The organism is Blastococcus sp. SYSU DS0753 (genome assembly GCF_054051175.1).
In genome coordinates this window covers 50,830-68,050 of sequence record NZ_JBJHAT010000013.1, presented here as the reverse complement: position 1 = coordinate 68,050, position 17,221 = coordinate 50,830, and the positions used below count along the sequence as shown (strand labels likewise).

General features: G+C 73.7%; 18 protein-coding genes. 17 read left to right on the top strand and 1 reads right to left on the bottom strand.

Translation table 11 applies throughout. The features are described 5' to 3' along the window. Nucleotides 1-19 precede the first annotated feature (19 nt). The 7 genes from ftsY (at nucleotide 20) to ACI799_RS11975 (ending at nucleotide 8,783) form a co-directional block, all read left to right on the top strand. Nucleotides 20-1,240, top strand: coding sequence for a signal recognition particle-docking protein FtsY (ftsY, locus tag ACI799_RS12005; protein ID WP_456613137.1), 1,221 nt, complete (start codon nucleotides 20-22; stop codon nucleotides 1,238-1,240). Between the two features lie 257 nt (nucleotides 1,241-1,497). Next, nucleotides 1,498-2,820, top strand: a complete 1,323-nt coding sequence (locus ACI799_RS12000; RefSeq protein ID WP_456588810.1) for an ammonium transporter — start codon at nucleotides 1,498-1,500, stop codon at nucleotides 2,818-2,820. Further along, nucleotides 2,817-3,155 carry a P-II family nitrogen regulator gene (locus tag ACI799_RS11995; RefSeq protein ID WP_135146504.1) on the top strand — a complete coding sequence of 113 codons (339 nt, stop codon included), beginning with the start codon at nucleotides 2,817-2,819 and terminating at the stop codon, nucleotides 3,153-3,155. Before ACI799_RS12000 ends, ACI799_RS11995 begins: the two co-directional genes overlap by 4 nt. Nucleotides 3,156-3,292: 137 nt before the next feature. After that, a complete protein-coding gene (locus tag ACI799_RS11990) occupies nucleotides 3,293-5,665 on the top strand; it encodes a [protein-PII] uridylyltransferase (RefSeq protein ID WP_456613136.1) in 2,373 nt (790 codons plus the stop codon). A gap of 83 nt (nucleotides 5,666-5,748) precedes the next feature. After that, the gene (locus ACI799_RS11985; RefSeq protein WP_456588808.1) at nucleotides 5,749-5,940 is read left to right on the top strand and encodes a hypothetical protein; all 192 of its coding nucleotides are present in this window, start codon (nucleotides 5,749-5,751) and stop codon (nucleotides 5,938-5,940) included. Nucleotides 5,941-6,126: 186 nt separating this feature from the next. Next, entirely contained in the window at nucleotides 6,127-7,701 is a 1,575-nt protein-coding gene (gene ffh, locus ACI799_RS11980; RefSeq protein WP_456613135.1) for a signal recognition particle protein, read from the top strand. After that, the gene (locus ACI799_RS11975) at nucleotides 7,698-8,783 is read left to right on the top strand and encodes an amidohydrolase family protein (protein WP_456588806.1); all 1,086 of its coding nucleotides are present in this window, start codon (nucleotides 7,698-7,700) and stop codon (nucleotides 8,781-8,783) included. Before ffh ends, ACI799_RS11975 begins: the two co-directional genes overlap by 4 nt. A 31-nt stretch (nucleotides 8,784-8,814) precedes the next feature. Here ACI799_RS11975 and ACI799_RS11970 read toward each other — a convergent pair whose 3' ends face one another. Next, nucleotides 8,815-10,200, bottom strand: a complete 1,386-nt coding sequence (locus ACI799_RS11970) for an LCP family protein (protein WP_456613134.1) — start codon at nucleotides 10,198-10,200, stop codon at nucleotides 8,815-8,817. Nucleotides 10,201-10,524: 324 nt separating this feature from the next. Between ACI799_RS11970 and ACI799_RS11965 the strand changes: the two genes are divergently transcribed. The 10 genes from ACI799_RS11965 to lepB all read left to right on the top strand — a co-directional run bounded on the left by ACI799_RS11965 (nucleotide 10,525) and on the right by lepB (nucleotide 17,191). Further along, complete coding sequence (locus ACI799_RS11965) at nucleotides 10,525-10,695, top strand: hypothetical protein (RefSeq protein ID WP_456588804.1); 171 nt, start codon at nucleotides 10,525-10,527, stop codon at nucleotides 10,693-10,695. A gap of 77 nt (nucleotides 10,696-10,772) precedes the next feature. After that, on the top strand, nucleotides 10,773-12,521 hold the full coding sequence (locus ACI799_RS11960) for a proline--tRNA ligase (RefSeq protein WP_456588803.1): 1,749 nt from the start codon (nucleotides 10,773-10,775) through the stop codon (nucleotides 12,519-12,521). 10 nt (nucleotides 12,522-12,531) lie between these two features. Beyond that, the gene (locus ACI799_RS11955) at nucleotides 12,532-12,873 is read left to right on the top strand and encodes a ribonuclease E inhibitor RraB (RefSeq protein WP_456588802.1); all 342 of its coding nucleotides are present in this window, start codon (nucleotides 12,532-12,534) and stop codon (nucleotides 12,871-12,873) included. A gap of 204 nt (nucleotides 12,874-13,077) precedes the next feature. Further along, nucleotides 13,078-13,542, top strand: coding sequence for a 30S ribosomal protein S16 (gene rpsP / locus ACI799_RS11950; RefSeq protein WP_456596928.1), 465 nt, complete (start codon nucleotides 13,078-13,080; stop codon nucleotides 13,540-13,542). A gap of 3 nt (nucleotides 13,543-13,545) precedes the next feature. Beyond that, nucleotides 13,546-13,782 (top strand): RNA-binding protein, encoded by a 237-nt coding sequence (locus tag ACI799_RS11945; RefSeq protein WP_113799223.1) that lies wholly within the window; start codon nucleotides 13,546-13,548, stop codon nucleotides 13,780-13,782. 25 nt (nucleotides 13,783-13,807) lie between these two features. After that, complete coding sequence (gene rimM, locus ACI799_RS11940; protein WP_456588800.1) at nucleotides 13,808-14,350, top strand: ribosome maturation factor RimM; 543 nt, start codon at nucleotides 13,808-13,810, stop codon at nucleotides 14,348-14,350. After that, a complete protein-coding gene (trmD, locus tag ACI799_RS11935; RefSeq protein ID WP_456613133.1) occupies nucleotides 14,347-15,168 on the top strand; it encodes a tRNA (guanosine(37)-N1)-methyltransferase TrmD in 822 nt (273 codons plus the stop codon). The genes rimM and trmD overlap by 4 nt, the downstream gene beginning before the upstream one ends. After that, nucleotides 15,161-15,658, top strand: coding sequence for an NUDIX hydrolase (locus tag ACI799_RS11930; RefSeq protein WP_456588798.1), 498 nt, complete (start codon nucleotides 15,161-15,163; stop codon nucleotides 15,656-15,658). The genes trmD and ACI799_RS11930 overlap by 8 nt, the downstream gene beginning before the upstream one ends. A gap of 146 nt (nucleotides 15,659-15,804) precedes the next feature. After that, entirely contained in the window at nucleotides 15,805-16,161 is a 357-nt protein-coding gene (gene rplS, locus ACI799_RS11925; RefSeq protein WP_091933693.1) for a 50S ribosomal protein L19, read from the top strand. A 79-nt stretch (nucleotides 16,162-16,240) separates the two neighbouring features. Beyond that, a complete protein-coding gene (gene lepB, locus ACI799_RS11920; RefSeq protein WP_456613132.1) occupies nucleotides 16,241-17,191 on the top strand; it encodes a signal peptidase I in 951 nt (316 codons plus the stop codon). The last annotated feature ends 30 nt before the right edge of the window (nucleotides 17,192-17,221 follow it).

Below are 17,221 nucleotides of genomic sequence, written 5' to 3'. Positions count from 1 at the left end.
CGGCTGGAAGACTCGGGGCATGGAATTCGTGCTGATCGCGATCGCGATCCTGCTGGTCGCCCTCATCGCCGGTGTCAGCCTGCTCGTCGGCCGTGGACGGCGGACGACGCGGCTCGACGACGACGCCGCCAGCGGCACGACGCTGACCCGCCCCCGGCCCCCCGCTCCGCCGGTCGAGCAGCCGCGGCCGACCGGTGCCACCGCCTCGGGGCTGGGCCTGCAGGACCAGCCCGACGCGGTGGTCCCCGAGGCTCCGCCGACCGTGGAGCTGCCCCCGGCCGAGCCCGAGCCGGGGCTGGTGTTCGAGACCCCGGCGCCCTCGGCGGGACGGCTGGTGCGGCTGCGCTCGCGGCTGGCCCGCTCGCAGTCCTCGCTGGGCCGAGGCCTGCTCACAGTGCTGGCCCGCGAGAAGCTGACCGAGGACGACTGGGAGGAGATCGAGGAGACCCTGCTCGCCGCCGACGTCGGCGTCGCGGCCACGACCCAGATCGTCGAGCGGCTGCGCACCCAGTCGATGGTGCTGGCCACCGCCTCCGGGGCCGAGCTGCGCGAGCTCCTCGTCGACAACCTCGCCGCGGTCCTGGGCCCCGACCTCGACCGGACGCTCGGCACGGCCCGGCACGAGGGCCGGCCCGGCGTGGTGCTGGTCGTGGGGGTCAACGGCGCCGGGAAGACGACCACGGTCGGCAAGCTCGCGCGCGTGCTCGTCGGCGACGGCAAGAGCGTCGTCCTCGGTGCGGCCGACACCTTCCGGGCCGCCGCCGCCGACCAGCTGGAGACGTGGGGCGAGCGGGTGGGCGTGCTCACCGTCCGCGGCCGCGAGGGCGGCGACCCCGCCGCCGTCGCCTTCGAGGCGGTGCGCACCGGCATGGAGGCCGAGGTGGACACCGTCGTCGTCGACACCGCCGGGCGGCTGCACACCAAGTCCGGGCTCATGGACGAGCTGGGCAAGGTGAAGCGGGTCGTGGAGAAGCAGTCGCCGGTCACCGAGGTGCTGCTGGTGCTCGACGCCACCACGGGGCAGAACGGCGTCGTGCAGGCCCGGGTGTTCACCGAGGCGGTCGAGGTCACCGGCGTGGTGCTCACCAAGCTCGACGGCACCGCGAAGGGCGGCATCGTCGTGCGGGTGCAGCAGGAGCTGGGCATCCCGGTGAAGCTGATCGGGCTCGGCGAGGGCCCCGACGACCTGGCGCCGTTCGAGCCGAGGGCGTTCGCCGAGGGGCTCGTCGGCGAGGGGTGACCCCGGGATCGGCGGGGTGAGCAGCCGGAGCGTTCGCGCGCCCTGAGGGTGCGAGGGATCACACGGTCCGGTCGGCGCAACACGCCCGCAACGCGGGGGCGGGACACGCGCTGCGGAGTTCACGACCCCGAAACGTGGCGCCGACGTCGCCGGAAACACGGGCCCGGCACGGTGAACTCCGCGTCGCCCTCCTCGCACGGAGGTCGCGAGCTCACCGATACGGCCGCCCGGCCGACGACCCGACACAGGAGGTTGCCGTGCTCGACACCGGCAATACCGCCTGGATCCTCACCAGTGCGTCGCTCGTGCTGCTGATGACCCCAGGCCTCGCACTGTTCTACGGCGGCATGGTCCGCGCGAAGAGCGTCCTCAACATGATGATGATGAGCTTCGGGGCCCTGGCGCTGATCAGCGTGCTCTGGGTGCTCTGGGGCTACTCGATCGCGTTCGGGGACGACATCGGTGGGGGCCTCCTCGGCAGCCCCTTCGAGTTCTTCGGGCTCAACGGCCTGATGGAGGACACCGACGCCGCGCTCCCGACGATGGCCTTCGTCGGCTTCCAGTCCGTCTTCGCCATCATCACCGTCGCGCTGATCTCCGGTGCGATCGCCGACCGCGCCAAGTTCGGTGCCTGGATGGTCTTCGCCGGCATCTGGGCGACCATCGTCTACTTCCCGGTGGCGCACTGGGTCTTCGCCTTCGACGGCGACGACGTGGTCGGCGGCTGGATCGCCAACGACCTGGCCGCGATCGACTTCGCCGGCGGCACCGCGGTGCACATCAACGCCGGTGCGGCGGGCCTGGCGCTGGCGCTGGTGCTGGGCAAGCGGCGCGGCTTCGGCCGGGACGCCATGCGGCCGCACAACCTGCCGCTGGTCATGATCGGCGCCGGGCTGCTGTGGTTCGGCTGGTTCGGCTTCAACGCCGGCTCCGCGCTGGCCGCCGACAACACCGCCTCGGTGGTCTGGGTCAACACCCTCGTCGCCACGGGTGCGGCGATCCTCGGCTGGCTGCTGGTGGAGAAGATGCGGGACGGGCACTCCACGTCCCTGGGCGCCGCCTCCGGTGTGGTCGCCGGTCTGGTCGCCATCACGCCGGCGTGCTCCGCGGTCTCGCCGATCGGCGCGATCGTCATCGGCGCGATCGCCGGTGCGCTCTGCGCCCTGGCAGTGGGCCTGAAGTACAAGCTCGGCTACGACGACTCGCTGGACGTCGTCGGCGTCCACCTGGTCGGCGGCCTGTGGGGCACCATCGCCATCGGCTTCTTCGCCGACCCCGACGCCCCCGCCGGCGTGGAGAGCCTCTTCTACGGCGGCAGCGTCGACCAGCTCTGGCGGCAGGTCGTCGGGGCGGTGGCCGTCCTCGTCTTCTCCTTCGTCCTTACGCTGGTCATCGGATTCGTCATCCAGAAGACGATGGGCTTCCGCCTCACCGAGGACGACGAGGTCACCGGTATCGACACCGTCGTGCACGCCGAGTCGGGCTACGACCTCGCCTCTCTCGGCAGCAGCGGTTCCACCGCCCCAATGGCCGGCCAGGCGCGCGCCGAGGCCCGGAACACGGAAGGGATCAGGTCATGAAGCTGGTCACCGCGATCGTCAAGCCGTTCAAGCTCGACGACGTCAAGAACGCCCTCGAGCTGATCGGCATCGCCGGGCTCACCGTCAGCGAGGTCCAGGGCTTCGGCCGGCAGCGGGGTCACACCGAGGTCTACCGCGGCGCCGAGTACCAGGTGGACTTCGTGCCGAAGGTCCGCATCGAGGTGGTCGTCAGCGAGCTGGACGCCGCCCGGGTCGTGGACGCCGTCGTCGAGGCCGCCTCCACCGGCCAGATCGGCGACGGGAAGGTGTGGGTGACGACGATCGACGAGGTCGTCCGGGTCCGCACCGGCGAGCGCGGGGACGACGCGCTCTAGTCGAAGGACCCCGTCCTCCTCATCCCTCGCCCGCTCGGGCGAGCCTCTGGACGGGGCCCGCGTCGGCCGGGGTGGTGGGTTCCTCCACCGCCCCGGCCGACGCATCTTCCGACCGTTGCTCCACCGGAGGGGGATGTGTGCTGGACACCGAGGCGCTGCCGGGCCTGAGCCGCGCGGAACGCGTCGCGGCCCTGGACGGATGGCTCGCCGGGCTGCTGGACGACGCCGTGGCCGGCACCCCGCCGTCGCACACCCGCCGCGGGGGGACGCCGCCCCGGACCGGCACCGACGGGGTGGCGCTGGTCGCCGTCGGCAGCCTCGGCCGCCGGGAGCCCCCGCCGCACGGGGACCTGGACCTGGTCCTCGTGCACGAGGACCGGCCGGAGGTCGCCGCCCTCGCCGACGCCCTCTGGTACCCGGTCTGGGACGCCGGCCTGCGGCTGGACCACTCGGTGCGCTCGGTCTCCGAGGCGGTCGCCGTCGCCTCCACCGACGTCAAGGCCGGGCTCGGGCTGCTCGACGCCCGGCTGGTGGCCGGCGACGCCGGGCTGGCCGCCCGGCTGCGCACGGCGACCCTGGCCAGCTGGCGGCAGCACGCCTCCCGGCTCCTGCCGCAGCTGCGCGACCTGCGGCGCGAGCGCGGCCGCCGCCTGGGCGAGCTCGCCTTCCTGCTGGAACCGGACCTGAAGGAGGCCTACGGCGGCCTGCGCGAGGGGCAGATGCTGCGTGCGGCGGCCGCCGCCCAGCTCGCCGACGAGCCCGCCGCGGAGGTCGAGCAGGCCTACGCCTTCCTGCTCGACGTGCGCGACGAACTGCGCCGGCGGTCCGGGCGGGCCTCCGACGTCCTGGTGCGCCAGGAGCAGCGGGCGGTGGCCGCCGCGCTGGGCCTGGCCGACGAGGACGTGCTGCTGCGCGAGGTGAGCCTGGCCGGGCGGCGGCTGGCGTTCGTCGCCGACGAGACGTGGCGCCGGGTGGAGGCCGGGCTGGTCCGCCGTCCCCGGGGCCGCTACCGCCGGGTGCGGCGCGAGCCGCTGGCCGACGGCGTCGTCCGGCAGGGCGACGAGGTGGTGCTCGCGCGGGACGCCCGGCCGGCCGCCGACCCCGGGCTGCTCCTGCGGGCGGCAGCGGCCGCCGCCCGGGCCGACCTGCTCCTGTCGCCGTACACGCTCAAGGTGCTCGCCGTGCACAGCCCGCCGGTGCCGGAGCCCTGGCCGTCGGAGGTCCGGTGGTCCTTCCTCCGGCTGCTGGCCAGCGGCCGGTCCGCCGTGCCGGTGCTGGAGCAGCTGGACCAGGAGGGCCTGCTCGCCCGCCTGCTGCCCGAGTGGGACCGCATCCGGTCGCTGCCGCAGCGGCACCCCTGGCACCGCTTCACCGTCGACCGGCACCTGATCGAGGCCGCGGCCGCGGCCGCGGAGCTCACCCGCGACGTCGACCGGCCCGACCTGCTGCTGGTCGCCTCGCTGCTGCACGACATCGGCAAGGGCTGGCCGGGTGACCACAGCGAGGTGGGCGAGCCGATCGCCGCCGCCATCGGCGCGCGGATGGGCTTCGCCGGGGCCGACGTCGCCACGCTCGGCACGCTGGTGCGCCACCACCTGCTGCTGCCGGCGACGGCGACCCGGCGCGACATCGACGACCCGGCGACGATCGATCGGGTGGCCGCCACCATCGGCCGCGACGCCTCCGTGCTGCACCTGCTGCACGCGCTGGCGCAGGCCGACGGCGCGGCCACGAGCGCGTCGGCGTGGTCACCGTGGAAGGCGCACCTGGTCGCGGCGCTGGTGGCCCGGGTGCAGGCGCAGCTCGGCGGCGCGCCGCTGAGCGAGCCGGAGCCGGTGCTGCACCCGGCCACGCGGGCGCAGGCGACAGTGCTCGCGCCGGGCATCCCGGGCGCGACCCGGGGCGTGACGGTCGGCATCGAGGAGGTGGCCGACGGCCAGCAGGTGACGATCGGGGCCCCCGACCGGCCGGGGCTGCTCAGCACCTGCGCCGGTGTGCTCGCGCTGAACCAGCTCGACGTGCGGGCCGCGAAGATGACCGTGGCCGACGGCTACGGCACCGGCGTGTTCGCGGTGCGGCCCCGGTTCGGGCGGGCGCCGGTGCCGGAGATCCTCGCCGACGGCGTGCGCGCCGCCCTGGAGGGGACGCTCTCGCTGCCCGAGCGGCTGCGGCAGCGGGAGGCCGACTACCGCCAGGAGACCCGCTCCGCGCCACCGCGGATCTCCTGGCACAACCACGAGGTCAGCGGGCGGGCGACCGGGATCGTGGAGGTGCGCGCGGGGGACCGGACCGGGTTGCTCTACCGGCTGACCGCGGCGATCGCGGCGGAGGGGCTGGACGTCACGTCGGCCCGGATCGAGACGCTCGGCGGGGACGCGGTCGACTGCTTCTACGTGGCCGACCCCTCGGGCTCCCCGGTGGACCCGGAGCAGCGGCAACGGGTCGACGCGGCCCTCGTCGCGGCCACCCGGGGCCCGGCCGTGGCGGCGGGACCCGACACGCCGTCCTGAGCTACCTCGTTCTGTCGTACCCGCGTGCGACGGTCGTGGGCAGAGGGGACGGACCGGTCCCACCTGCCGAGAGGAGCCGACTCGTGGAGAGCCGCCACTGGCCCTGCCCGTCCTGCGGGGACGACCGGGACTTCGTGCAGCCGCCGTGCGTCGACGGCCACACCGAGGACGGCGGCGAGTGCCCCGAGTGGGCGTGCGCCGACTGCGGCACCGCGATCGTCACCGGTCAGACGGCCCTGCTGCGCGCCGAGGTCCGCTCCGCCCGCGCGGCCTGAGAAAACTCCCCGTCCCCCTCACGCCTCGCACGCTCGGCGTGAGCCTCTGGGCGGGGCTCCCGCCCCCCACCGCCTGCCGGCTGGCGGCGGGACCCTGCGGGAGGGCCGCCCCGTCACCTCCCCACTCGATACGCTGGGAGACAGGTGGCGCGGCGAGCCCGCGCCCGAGACTGCTGAGGACGTGCTGTGTTCGAGACCCTCTCCGACCGCCTGGACAAGGTGTTCACCGGCCTGCGCGGGAAGGGCCGGCTGTCCGACGCGGACATCGACTCGACCGCGCGGGAGATCCGCATCGCGCTGCTGGAGGCCGACGTCGCGCTGCCCGCGGTGCGGGCATTCATCAGTGCGGTCAAGGAGCGCGCCCGGGGGGCGGAGGTCTCGCAGGCGCTGAACCCGGCGCAGCAGGTCGTCAAGATCGTCAACGAGGAGCTCATCCAGATCCTCGGCGGCGAGACCCGCCGCATCCGGCTGGCCAAGCAGTCGCCGACGGTGATCATGCTGGCCGGTCTGCAGGGTGCCGGTAAGACCACCCTCGCCGGCAAGCTGGGCCGCTGGCTGAAGTCGCAGGGGCACACACCGCTGCTGGTCGCCGCCGACCTCCAGCGCCCCAACGCGGTGAACCAGCTGTCGATCGTCGCCGGTCAGGCGGGGGTCGACGTCTTCGCGCCGGAGCCGGGCAACGGGGTCGGCGACCCGGTGCAGGTGGCCCGCGACTCGATCGAGCACGCCCGCCGGACCATGCACGACGTCGTCGTCGTCGACACCGCCGGCCGGCTGGGCATCGACGCCGAGCTGATGCAGCAGGCGGCCGACATCCGCGACGCGGTCCGCCCGGACGAGACGCTGTTCGTGGTCGACGCGATGATCGGCCAGGACGCCGTCACGACGGCCCAGGCGTTCCAGGAGGGCGTCGGGTTCAGCGGCGTCGTCCTCACCAAGCTCGACGGCGACGCCCGCGGTGGTGCCGCGCTGTCGGTGCGGTACGTGACCGGCCAGCCGATCATGTTCGCCTCCACCGGCGAGAAGCTCAGCGACTTCGACGTCTTCCACCCCGAGCGGATGGCCTCGCGAATCCTCGGCATGGGCGACATGCTCACGCTGATCGAGCAGGCCGAGCGGACGTTCGACGCCGAGCAGGCCGAGCGGATGGCGGGCAAGCTCGCCTCCCGCGAGGGCTTCACCCTCGAGGACTTCCTCGAGCAGATGATGGCGATCCGCAAGATGGGGCCGATCGCCAACCTGCTCGGCATGCTCCCGGGCGCGGGCCAGATGAAGGAGCAGCTCAAGCAGGTCGACGACCGCGATCTCGACCGCACGGCGGCGATCATCCAGTCGATGACGCCCGAGGAGCGGGTCAACTCGAAGATCATCAACTCGTCGCGCCGGGTGCGCATCGCCAACGGCTCGGGCGTGACGGTCACCGAGGTCAACGGCCTGCTGGAGCGGTTCGCGCAGGCCCAGAAGATGATGGGCCAGATGGCCGGCAGCATGGGTCTGCCCGGCATGGGCCCCATGTCGAAGAAGGCTCGCGGTCGGCAGATGCAGGCGCAGTCGAAGAAGGGCAAGGGGAAGAAGGGCAAGGGCAAGGGTGGCCCGGCGCGCCGTCCCGTGGGCGCCCCCGGGCTGCCGCCCGGCGCGGGCAACACCTTCGGGGCGAACCCCTTCGGCGGCGGCGGGATGCCGGGGCTGCCCCCGGGTCAGGGCATGCCTGACCTCACCAAGCTGAACTTCGACCAGTTCAAGGACGGCAACGGGCGGTGACCGCCCCCGCCCTCCACCTGTCCGGTGTGGTGCTGCCCGAGGGCGAGCACCGCGACGTCTGGGTGCGCGACGGGCGGTTCACCTTCGAGCCGGTCCCGGGAGCGGAGACGGTGAGCCGGGGTGGCTGGCTGCTGCCCGGCCTGGTCGACGCGCACTGCCACGTGGGCATCGCCCGCGGCGGCGGGCACGTCGAGGACATCGCCCACGCGCGCACGCAGGCGCTGGTGGAGCGGGACGCCGGGGTGCTGGCGCTGCGCGACTGCGGCTCGCCGGTGGACACCCGGGAGCTGGACGGCGACCCGGAGCTGCCGACGATCATCCGGGCCGGGCGGCACATCGCCCGCACCCGCCGGTACATCCCGGGGCTGGCCGTCGAGCTGGAGCCCGAGGACCTCGTCGAGCAGACGCGCATCCAGGCCGGCCGGGGTGACGGCTGGGTGAAGCTGGTCGGCGACTGGATCGACCGGTCGGTCGGCGACCTGGCCCCCGAGTGGCCGGCCGACGTCGTCGCCGCGGCGATCGCGGCGGCGCACGAGGAGGGCGCCCGGGTCACCGCGCACACCTTCGGCACCGACGCGCTGCCGGCGCTGATCGAGGCCGGGATCGACTGCATCGAGCACGGCACCGGGCTGACCGAGGAGCTCATCGGCGAGATGGCCCGCCGCGGCACCGCCGTCGTCCCGACGCTGGTGAACGTGGAGAACTTCCCGGGGTTCGCGGCGGCGGGGGAGCAGAAGTTCCCCAGCTACGCCAGCACGATGCGGCGGCTGTATGCGAACTCCGGTGCGGTGGTGCGGGCCGCGTACGAGGCGGGCGTGCCGGTGTTCGCCGGCACCGACGCCGGCGGCGGCATCGACCACGGCGTCATCGCCGACGAGATCCGGGCGCTGTGCCAGGCCGGCATCCCGGCCGAGGCGGCCCTGGCGGCGGGCTCGTGGCGGGCGCGGGAGTGGCTCGGGCTGCGGGGGATCGAGGAGGGGGCGACGGCCGACGTCGTCGTGTACGAGACCGACCCGCGCGCCGACCTCGACTCGTTGCAGCGACCGCGACGAACCATCCTGCGCGGCCGCGTCGTCGCCTGATCAGCGGGCGTTTCCCGCAGCTGCGTGGGCGTCAGTTGATGCAGCCGGTGTCGGCGGCGGTGCGGGCCTCCTCCTCGGCCTCGGCCACCAGCGGCTGGACGTCCGTCTCCTGGCCGATGCCGTTGAAGTCCGAGCCGAGGACGAGCTGGACGGTGCCCGGGGTGGCGTCGTCGACCGCCCGGGTGACGGCGCCCGGGATCTCGGCGGAGAGGGTGGCGGCGAGGGCCTCGTCGCCGGCGGCGTACCGGACCTCGGTCTGCGCGTAGTCGGCGGAGTCAGCGTTGCCCGTGGAGACCACCGAGAAGCCCTCGGCCTCCAGCTGGGTCTCCGCCTGCGCGGCCAGGCCACTGGTGCCGGAGCCGTTGAAGACGGCGACCGCCACCTCGGCGGGGTCGACCGGCTCCGGCGGGGCGGCCTCCGGCGCGGCCTCCTCGGGTTCGGCCGACAGCTGGGCGAAGAACTGGCGCAGGGTGGTCTCGTCGGCGAGCCGGACGATCGACGCGTTGCCCTCCCGGTCGATCCCGAGGTTGGGCACGGTCTGGAACTCGATGCTGCCGGTGGTGACCGACTGCATCTGCTCGGCGAGCTGCAGCAGGTTGAGGTCCTCGTCCACCGTCAGGGACTCGGCGGCGGCCTGGACGAGCTCGCGCTGCTTGCCGAGGTCGAGCAGCACGTCGTCGGAGAGCATCTTGCGCAGCACCCCGGCGATGAAGACCTGCTGGCGGACGATGCGGTCGAAGTCGCCCCCCGGCAGCCCGTGGCGCTGGCGGACGAACTTGAGCGCGTCCGCGCCGCTGATCGTCTGCTCGCCGGCGGGGAAGACCGCGCCGGACCACTCGCGGTCGTCCACGGGCTCGCAGAGGTTGACCTCGACGCCGCCCACGACGGTGCTCAGTTCGAAGAAGCCGAGCAGGTCCACCTCGGCGTAGTGGTCGATCTGCAGCCCCGTCAGCCGGCTGATCGTGCGCACCAGCAGCTGGGCGCCGGCGGCCTGGCGGGCGCTCTCGCTGGCGGCGTCGCCGGCGGCGGCGTAGCCGTAGGCGTAGGCGGCGTTGAGCTTGTCCATGCCGTGGCCGGGGATCTCCACCCAGGAGTCGCGGGGGAAGGAGACGAACGAGGCGCGCGACCCGTCGGCGGGGACGTGCACGAGGATCATCGTGTCGGTGTTGATGCCGGAGTCGGTGCCGGCCTGGAACTCGGCCAGCTGCTCCTCGGTGAGCGTGCTGCGGCTGTCGTTGCCGACCAGCAGCAGGTTCATCGCCTCGCCGACGTCCCCGCTGTCGTCGTTGCCGTCGGTGGGGATGGCGTCGGTCCGGTTGACCGTCGCGTCGGCGACCTGGCCGAGGTACCAGCCCCACCCGGAGCCGGCGAGCAGCAGCGCCGAGAGCAGCCCGGCGACGATCCGGCTGCCGACCACGAGACGGCGGCGACCGCCCCGCTCGCGGAGGCCGGCAGGGCTGGCACCGGCGCGGGAACGCGGCGGGAGGCCGGCGCGCGGGTCGAGCCGTGGGGGCAGCGGCCGACCGCCGCGATCGTCCTGCTGGCGGTCTCGGCCCACGAACTTCCTCGCTCCCGGGATCGGCCCCGCGCGGGGGATGTCGACGAGCCTCTGACCTGCTCGATCGTAGCCACGCTGCGCCGGGCGGCGGCGCCTGCGACTCAGGCCACGGCAGTCCGGCAGACCGGGACGGCGCTCCGTCACGACGTGCCGACCGCGCGGCGACGCTGGTTGACTCGTCGCATGGTCACGCCACTCCCGGAACCGGACTCCCCGATCGACCCGACCGAGCCGGCGCCCGACGACCCGGGCGAGCTGCTGCCCGACACACCCGACACGCTGCCGCCCGCGCCGGTCGAGCCCTCGCCCGACGACCCCGGCGGCGACCCGGGCGGGGTGCCCGAGCCGGCCTGACGGGTCGCCCCCGGCCGTCGGCCGCGCCAAGCCGGTCCCGTGGACGTCGGCCTGCGGCCGCCTGGGAGACTCGCTCCGTGCTGTTGCGGATGTCCTCCCTGTTCCTGCGGACCCTTCGGGACGACCCGGCCGACGCCGAGGTCCCGAGCCACCGCCTGCTGGTGCGCGCCGGCTACATCCGGCGTGCCGCCCCCGGCGGGTTCAGCTGGCTGCCGCTGGGCTTCCGGGTCTTCCGCAACGTCGAGCGGATCGTCCGCGAGGAGATGGACCGGATGGGCGCCCAGGAGGTGCACTTCCCCTCGCTGCTGCCCAAGGAGCCCTACGAGGCCACCGGCCGCTGGACCGAGTACGGCGACAACCTGTTCCGCCTGCAGGACCGCCGAGGTGTCGACCACCTGCTCGGCCCCACGCACGAGGAGATGTTCACGCTCCTGGTGAAGGACCTGTACTCGTCGTACAAGGACCTGCCGCTGTCGCTGTACCAGATCCAGACCAAGTTCCGGGACGAGGCGCGTCCCCGCGCCGGCCTGCTGCGCGGCCGCGAGTTCACGATGAAGGACAGCTACTCCTTCGACGTCGACGACGCCGGCCTGGACAAGTCCTACGCCGCGCACCGGGACGCCTACATCCGCATCTTCGACCGCCTCGGCCTCGAGTACGCCATCGTCTCGGCGATGTCCGGGGCCATGGGCGGCTCCAAGAGCGAGGAGTTCCTGCACCCGACGGCGATCGGTGAGGACACCTTCGTCCGCTCGCCCGGCGGTTACGCGGCCAACGTGGAGGCGGTCACCACGGTCGTCCCCGACGAGATCCCGCTCGACGGCCTGCCGGAGGCGCACGTCGAGGACACTCCCGACACCCCGACCATCGAGACGCTCGTCGCCGTCGCGCAGGAGATGTTCCCCGAGGAGGGCTACACCGCCGCCTCGACGCTGAAGAACGTCGTCGTCCTGCTGGTGCACCCCGACGGCACCCGCGAGCCGCTGGTCATCGGCATCCCCGGCGACCGCGAGGTCGACCTCAAGCGGCTGGAGGCGCAGGTCGCCCCCGCCGAGGTCGAGCCGTTCGCCGACTTCGACAAGCACCCCGCGCTGGTCAAGGGCTACATCGGCCCCCAGGCGCTCGGCAGCGAGAGCGAGTCGGGGATCCGCTACCTGGTGGACCCGCGGGTCGTGAAGGGCACCCGCTGGATCACCGGCGCGAACCGGCCCGGCAAGCACGTGTTCGACCTGGTCGCGGGGCGCGACTTCACCTGGGACGGCGTCATCGAGGCCGCCGAGGTGCTCGCCGGCGACCCCGCGCCCGACGGCTCCGGCCCGCTGGAGCTCGCCCGCGGCGTGGAGATCGGCCACATCTTCCAGCTCGGCCGCAAGTACGCCGAGGCGCTGGACCTCAAGGTGCTCGACGAGAACGGCAAGCTCGTCACCGTCACGATGGGCTCCTACGGCATCGGGGTCTCCCGCGCCGTCGCCGCGATCGCCGAGTCCACCCACGACGAGCTGGGTCTGGTCTGGCCGCGCGAGGTCGCCCCGGCCGACGTGCACATCGTGGCCACCGGCAAGGACGCCGCCGTCTTCGAGGCCGCCGAGGCGCTCGCCCAGGAGCTGGTGGGGCAGGGACTCACCGTGCTCTACGACGACCGGCCCAAGGTCTCGCCCGGCGTGAAGTTCAAGGACGCCGAGCTGCTCGGCATGCCGACGATCGTCACCGTCGGCCGCGGCCTGGCCGAGGGCGTCGTCGAGCTGCGGGACCGGAAGTCCGGCGAGCGCGAGGAGATCCCGGTCGACGGCGCGGCCGGCCGGGTCGTCGCCGCCGTCCGCGGCTGAGCCCCGCGCCGTGCCGCGGGACGTCGAGGAGCAGGTGGCCCTCAGCGCCCAGCTGGTGGACCAGCGCCTGGGCATGGGCGACCAGGTGCACCAGCCCCGGCCGATCGACCACCTGGCCGGCTTCCGGTCGCGGAGGGCGGCCGAGGCGGCGGGGGAGGAGCTGGTCGCCGCCGGCTACCGGATCGACGGGCTGCGGCGCCGGTTCCTCACCGTCTGGCTGGAGTTCAGCGCGATGACCGCCGTCGACTCCGACACCGCGGCCGCCTTCACCCGTGAAGTCGTGGGCATCGTCGACCGGCACGGCGGGAGCTACGACGGCTGGGGCGGCTTCCTGGTCGCCGCGGAGGACTAGCTCCTCGGCCCCGTCCAGAGGCCCGCGCCCGGGCCTGCGAGGGCGGGAGGAGGGAGGGCTCCTCTTTCTGGCACAATGAACGGTCGAACACGGCGGCAGCGGCCCTCTCACCGTTGACGCCCGTGTCCCTGGCTCCGCCCCGGCGTACCCCCACACGTCGTTCCGGCGAGCACCGAAACGCGTTCGAGGAGAACACCACACACCGTGGCAACCAAGATCAAGCTCATGCGCCTCGGCAAGATGCGCGCGCCGTACTACCGCATCGTCGTCGCCGACGCCCGCACCAAGCGCGACGGGCGCTCGATCGAGACGATCGGCAAGTACCACCCGAAGGAGGACCCCTCCTTCATCGAGGTCGACTCCGAGCGGGCGCAGTACTGGCTGGGTGTCGGCGCGCAGCCGACCGAGGCCGTCGCCGCCATCTTCCGGGTCACCGGTGACTGGCAGAAGTTCAAGGGCGAGGCCGCGCCGCCGCCCATGAAGGTCGCCGAGCCGAAGCCGGACAAGAAGGCCCTCTACGAGGCCGCCGTCCGCTCCGGCATGGACGAGCCGGCCGCCGGTGCCACCACCCCGAAGAAGAAGGCCGCCCCCAAGGCCGACGCTCCCAAGGCCGACGCCGCCGAGGCCCCCGCGGCCGACGCTGCTCCGGCCGAGACGCCGGCCGAGTAAGACGTGCTCGAAGAAGCGCTCGAGCACCTGGTCAAGGGCATCGTCGACAACCCCGACGACGTCACCGTCGACCTGCTCACCAACCGCCGCGGCAAGACCCTCGAGATCCGGGTGCACCCCGACGACCTCGGCAAGGTCATCGGCCGCGGCGGGCGCACCGCCAAGGCGCTGCGCCAGGTGATGACCGGAGTCGGCGGACGGGGCCTGCGGGTCGACGTCGTCGACACCGACGGGCGCTGAGCACGAGCTCTTCGAGCGCGAACACGTGACACAGGACGAACCCACCGACACCGTGGTGGTCGGCCGCATCGGCCGGCCCCACGGTGTCCGTGGGCTCGCCACCGTCGAGGTCCGCACGGACGACCCCGACCTCCGCTTCGCCCCCGGCGCGGTGCTGCTCACCGATCCGGCCGACCGGGGCCCGCTCACCGTCGTCGACAAGCGCTGGCACAGCGGCACCCTGCTGCTGCAGCTGGCCGGTCCGGCCGGTGAGGTCTACGACGTCCGCGAGGCCGTGGACGAGCTGCGCAACACCCTCCTGCTGGTCCGCGTCGCCGACCTGCCGGAGATCGAGGAGCCCGACTCCTACTACGACCACCAGCTGGTCGGCCTGACCGCGCGGCTGACCGACGACTCGGTGCTCGGCGAGGTCACCGCCGTCCGGCACGAGGCGCAGGACCTGCTGGTCGTGCGCCGCGCCGAGGGGCGCGAGGCGCTGATCCCCTTCGTCTCGGCGATCGTGCCCACCGTCGACGTCGACGGAGGGTTCCTGGTCGTCGATCCGCCGGAGGGGCTGCTCGACCTGTGAGCGGACAGGGGCGTGAGCATCGCAGCGAGGAACGAGCGAGGAGCGGAGCGGCCCGCGGGAGCGAACCGGGTGCACTGAGCGACGCCTTCCGCATCGACGTCGTCACGATCTTCCCCGAGTACCTGGCGCCGCTGCGTCAGTCGCTGCTGGGCAAGGCCATCGAGCGCGGCCTGGTCGAGGTCGGCGTGCACGACCTGCGGCAGTGGACCGACGACGTCCACCGCACCGTCGACGACGCCCCCTACGGCGGCGGCCCCGGCATGGTGATGAAGCCCGAGCCGTGGGGCCGCGCGCTGGACGCCGTCCGCCCGCCGGGCACCCGGCTGGTCGTCCCGACCCCCGCCGGCCGGCCGTTCACCCAGCGCATGGCCGCGGAGTGGGCCACCGAGCCGGGGCTGGTCTTCGCCTGCGGCCGCTACGAGGGCATCGACCAGCGGGTCGCCGACTGGGCCGCCGACGCCGGACCCGTCTCCGAGGTGTCGATCGGCGACTACGTGCTGGCCGGCGGGGAGTCCGCGGTCCTGGTGATGACCGAGGCCGTGACCCGGCTGCTCCCCGGCGTCGTCGGCAACCGCGAGTCCGTGGAGTTCGACTCGCACGCCGACGGCCTGCTCGAGGGCCCGTCCTACACCCGGCCGGTGACCTGGCGCGGTCACGAGGTGCCCCCGGTGCTGCTGTCGGGCAACCACGCCGAGATCGACCGCTGGCGCCGGGCCGAGTCGCTGCGCCGCACCGCGGCCCGCCGCCCGGATCTGCTCGCCGCGCTGCCGGAGGGCGCGCTCACCGACGCCGAGCGGGCGGCGCTGGCCGGTGAGTGACCGGCCGGTCCTGCGCAGGACGGCGCGGGTGGTCGTCCTCGACCCGGCCGGCCGGGTGCTGCTGCTCGGCGCGCGCCTGCCCGACCCGTCCGTCCCGCCCGGCGAGGTGCTGTTCTGGTACACGCCCGGCGGGGGAGTGGAGGACGGCGAGACGCTCCGCACGGCCGCCGTTCGCGAGCTGGCCGAGGAGATCGGGCTGCACGTCGAGCCCGGCGCGCTGGAGGGGCCGGTGTGGCTCCGGCGGCACGTCGGCCCGTTCGGCGACCAGGTCTACGACACCCGCGAGACCTTCTTCGTGCTGCGCGACGTCGTCCACGAGGTCGTTCCCGGGGCGCTGACCGAGCTGGAGGTGCTGGCCGACGAGCCGCACCGGTGGTGGGCGGCGGAAGAACTGGCGGCGCGCGTGGACCTCGTGCCGGCCGAGCTCCCCGCGCTGCTGGCCGAGTTGCAGGCGGGGCCGTGGACGGGGCCGCCGCGCATCGTCGGCTGACGATGTGGCACAGTAGAGAGTCGCTGCTGACCGACGGCCGGGCTGTCGGGAGCTCCGCACCGGAGCCGCAGCACCCCGGAACGGACAGCCGGGGCGTTCCGCTGTCCGAACCGAGAACGAGCCATCTGAGACTGAGGACTGCCGAGATGAACACCCTGGACGCACTCGACGCCGACTCGCTGCGCGACGACATCCCCTCGTTCCGCCCGGGTGACACCGTCAAGGTGCACGTCCGCGTCATCGAGGGCAACCGCTCCCGCATCCAGGTCTTCCAGGGCGTCGTCATCCGCCGCCAGGGCGGGGGCATCCGCGAGACCTTCACCGTGCGCAAGGTGAGCTTCGGCGTCGGCGTGGAGCGCACCTTCCCGGTGCACACCCCGGTCGTCGAGAAGATCGAGGTGCTCACCCGCGGTGACGTGCGCCGCGCCAAGCTCTACTACCTCCGCGAGCTGCGCGGCAAGGCCGCCAAGATCAAGGAGAAGCGCGAGACCGTCGCGCGCTGACCTCCTCGCGAGGACACGCCTGCAGCCGGCCCGACCGGCTGGATCTCGGCGGGTCCCCTGCGCCGTACGCTTGCTCCTGATGAGCAGCGACCGGCCCGGGGGGCCCGCCGACGTCGTTCCGGGCGAACCCGACGAGCCCGACGAGACGCACGACGGTGCGCCGGCCGCCGAGAAGCCCGGCCGGCGCCGTCGCCGGGACGAGGACGCGAAGAAGGGCTCGCTGCTGCGGGAGCTGCCCGTCCTGCTGCTGATCGCCTTCGTGCTGGCCCTGGTGGTCAAGACCTTCTTCGTGCAGGCGTTCTTCATCCCCTCCGGGTCGATGGAGCAGACCCTGCACGGCTGCACCGGCTGCACCGGCGACCGGGTGCTGGTCAACAAGGTGCCGTACTGGTTCGGCGAGCCCGAGCCCGGCGACATCGTCGTCTTCCGCGGCCCCGACACCTGGACGCCGGAGATCTCGGTGGACGAGCCGGACAACTGGTTCACCGGCGCGCTGCTGTGGGTGGGGCGCACCATCGGCGTCGCGCCGCCCAGCGAGGACGACTTCGTCAAGCGGGTGATCGCCACCGAGGGCCAGACGGTGCAGTGCTGCGACCTCGAGGGCCGGGTCACCGTGGACGGCGAGCCGCTCGAGGAGCCCTACATCTTCGAGGACACGCCCATCGAGCGACGCGCGTTCGGCCCGGTGACCGTGCCCGAGGGGCGGCTCTGGGTCATGGGCGACCACCGCTCGGCGTCCGCGGACTCGCGCTCCCACATGGGCGACGAGTACGCCGGCACCATCGCCGTCGACGACGTCATCGGCAAGGCGGCGGTCATCGTGTGGCCGCTGGACCGGTTCGGCCTGCTGGACTCGCCGGACATCCAGGGCGTCGAGGCGGCGGCAGGTGCGCCCGCCGGTGAGCCGGCCCCGGTCCCGGCCGGGGCGGCGCTGGCGGTGCTGCCGTGGGCGGCCGGGCTGGCCGGCGCCGTGCCGATCAGCGCCTGGCGCCGGCGCCGGTGGCCCAGGAGCGTGCCGCCGTCCCGCTAATGGTCGCGCCGTTACGGCTGTGACTCACGC

Bases quoted from the DNA above. Each gene is read 5' to 3' on its own strand.
- ftsY (WP_456613137.1), top strand. From the start codon at position 20: ATGGAATTCGTGCTGATCGCGATCGCGATCCTGCTGGTCGCCCTCATC.
- ACI799_RS11995 (WP_135146504.1), top strand. From the start codon at position 2,817: ATGAAGCTGGTCACCGCGATCGTCAAGCCGTTCAAGCTCGACGACGTC.
- ACI799_RS11965 (WP_456588804.1), top strand. From the start codon at position 10,525: ATGGTCACGCCACTCCCGGAACCGGACTCCCCGATCGACCCGACCGAG.
- rplS (WP_091933693.1), top strand. From the start codon at position 15,805: ATGAACACCCTGGACGCACTCGACGCCGACTCGCTGCGCGACGACATC.
- lepB (WP_456613132.1), top strand. From the start codon at position 16,241: ATGAGCAGCGACCGGCCCGGGGGGCCCGCCGACGTCGTTCCGGGCGAA.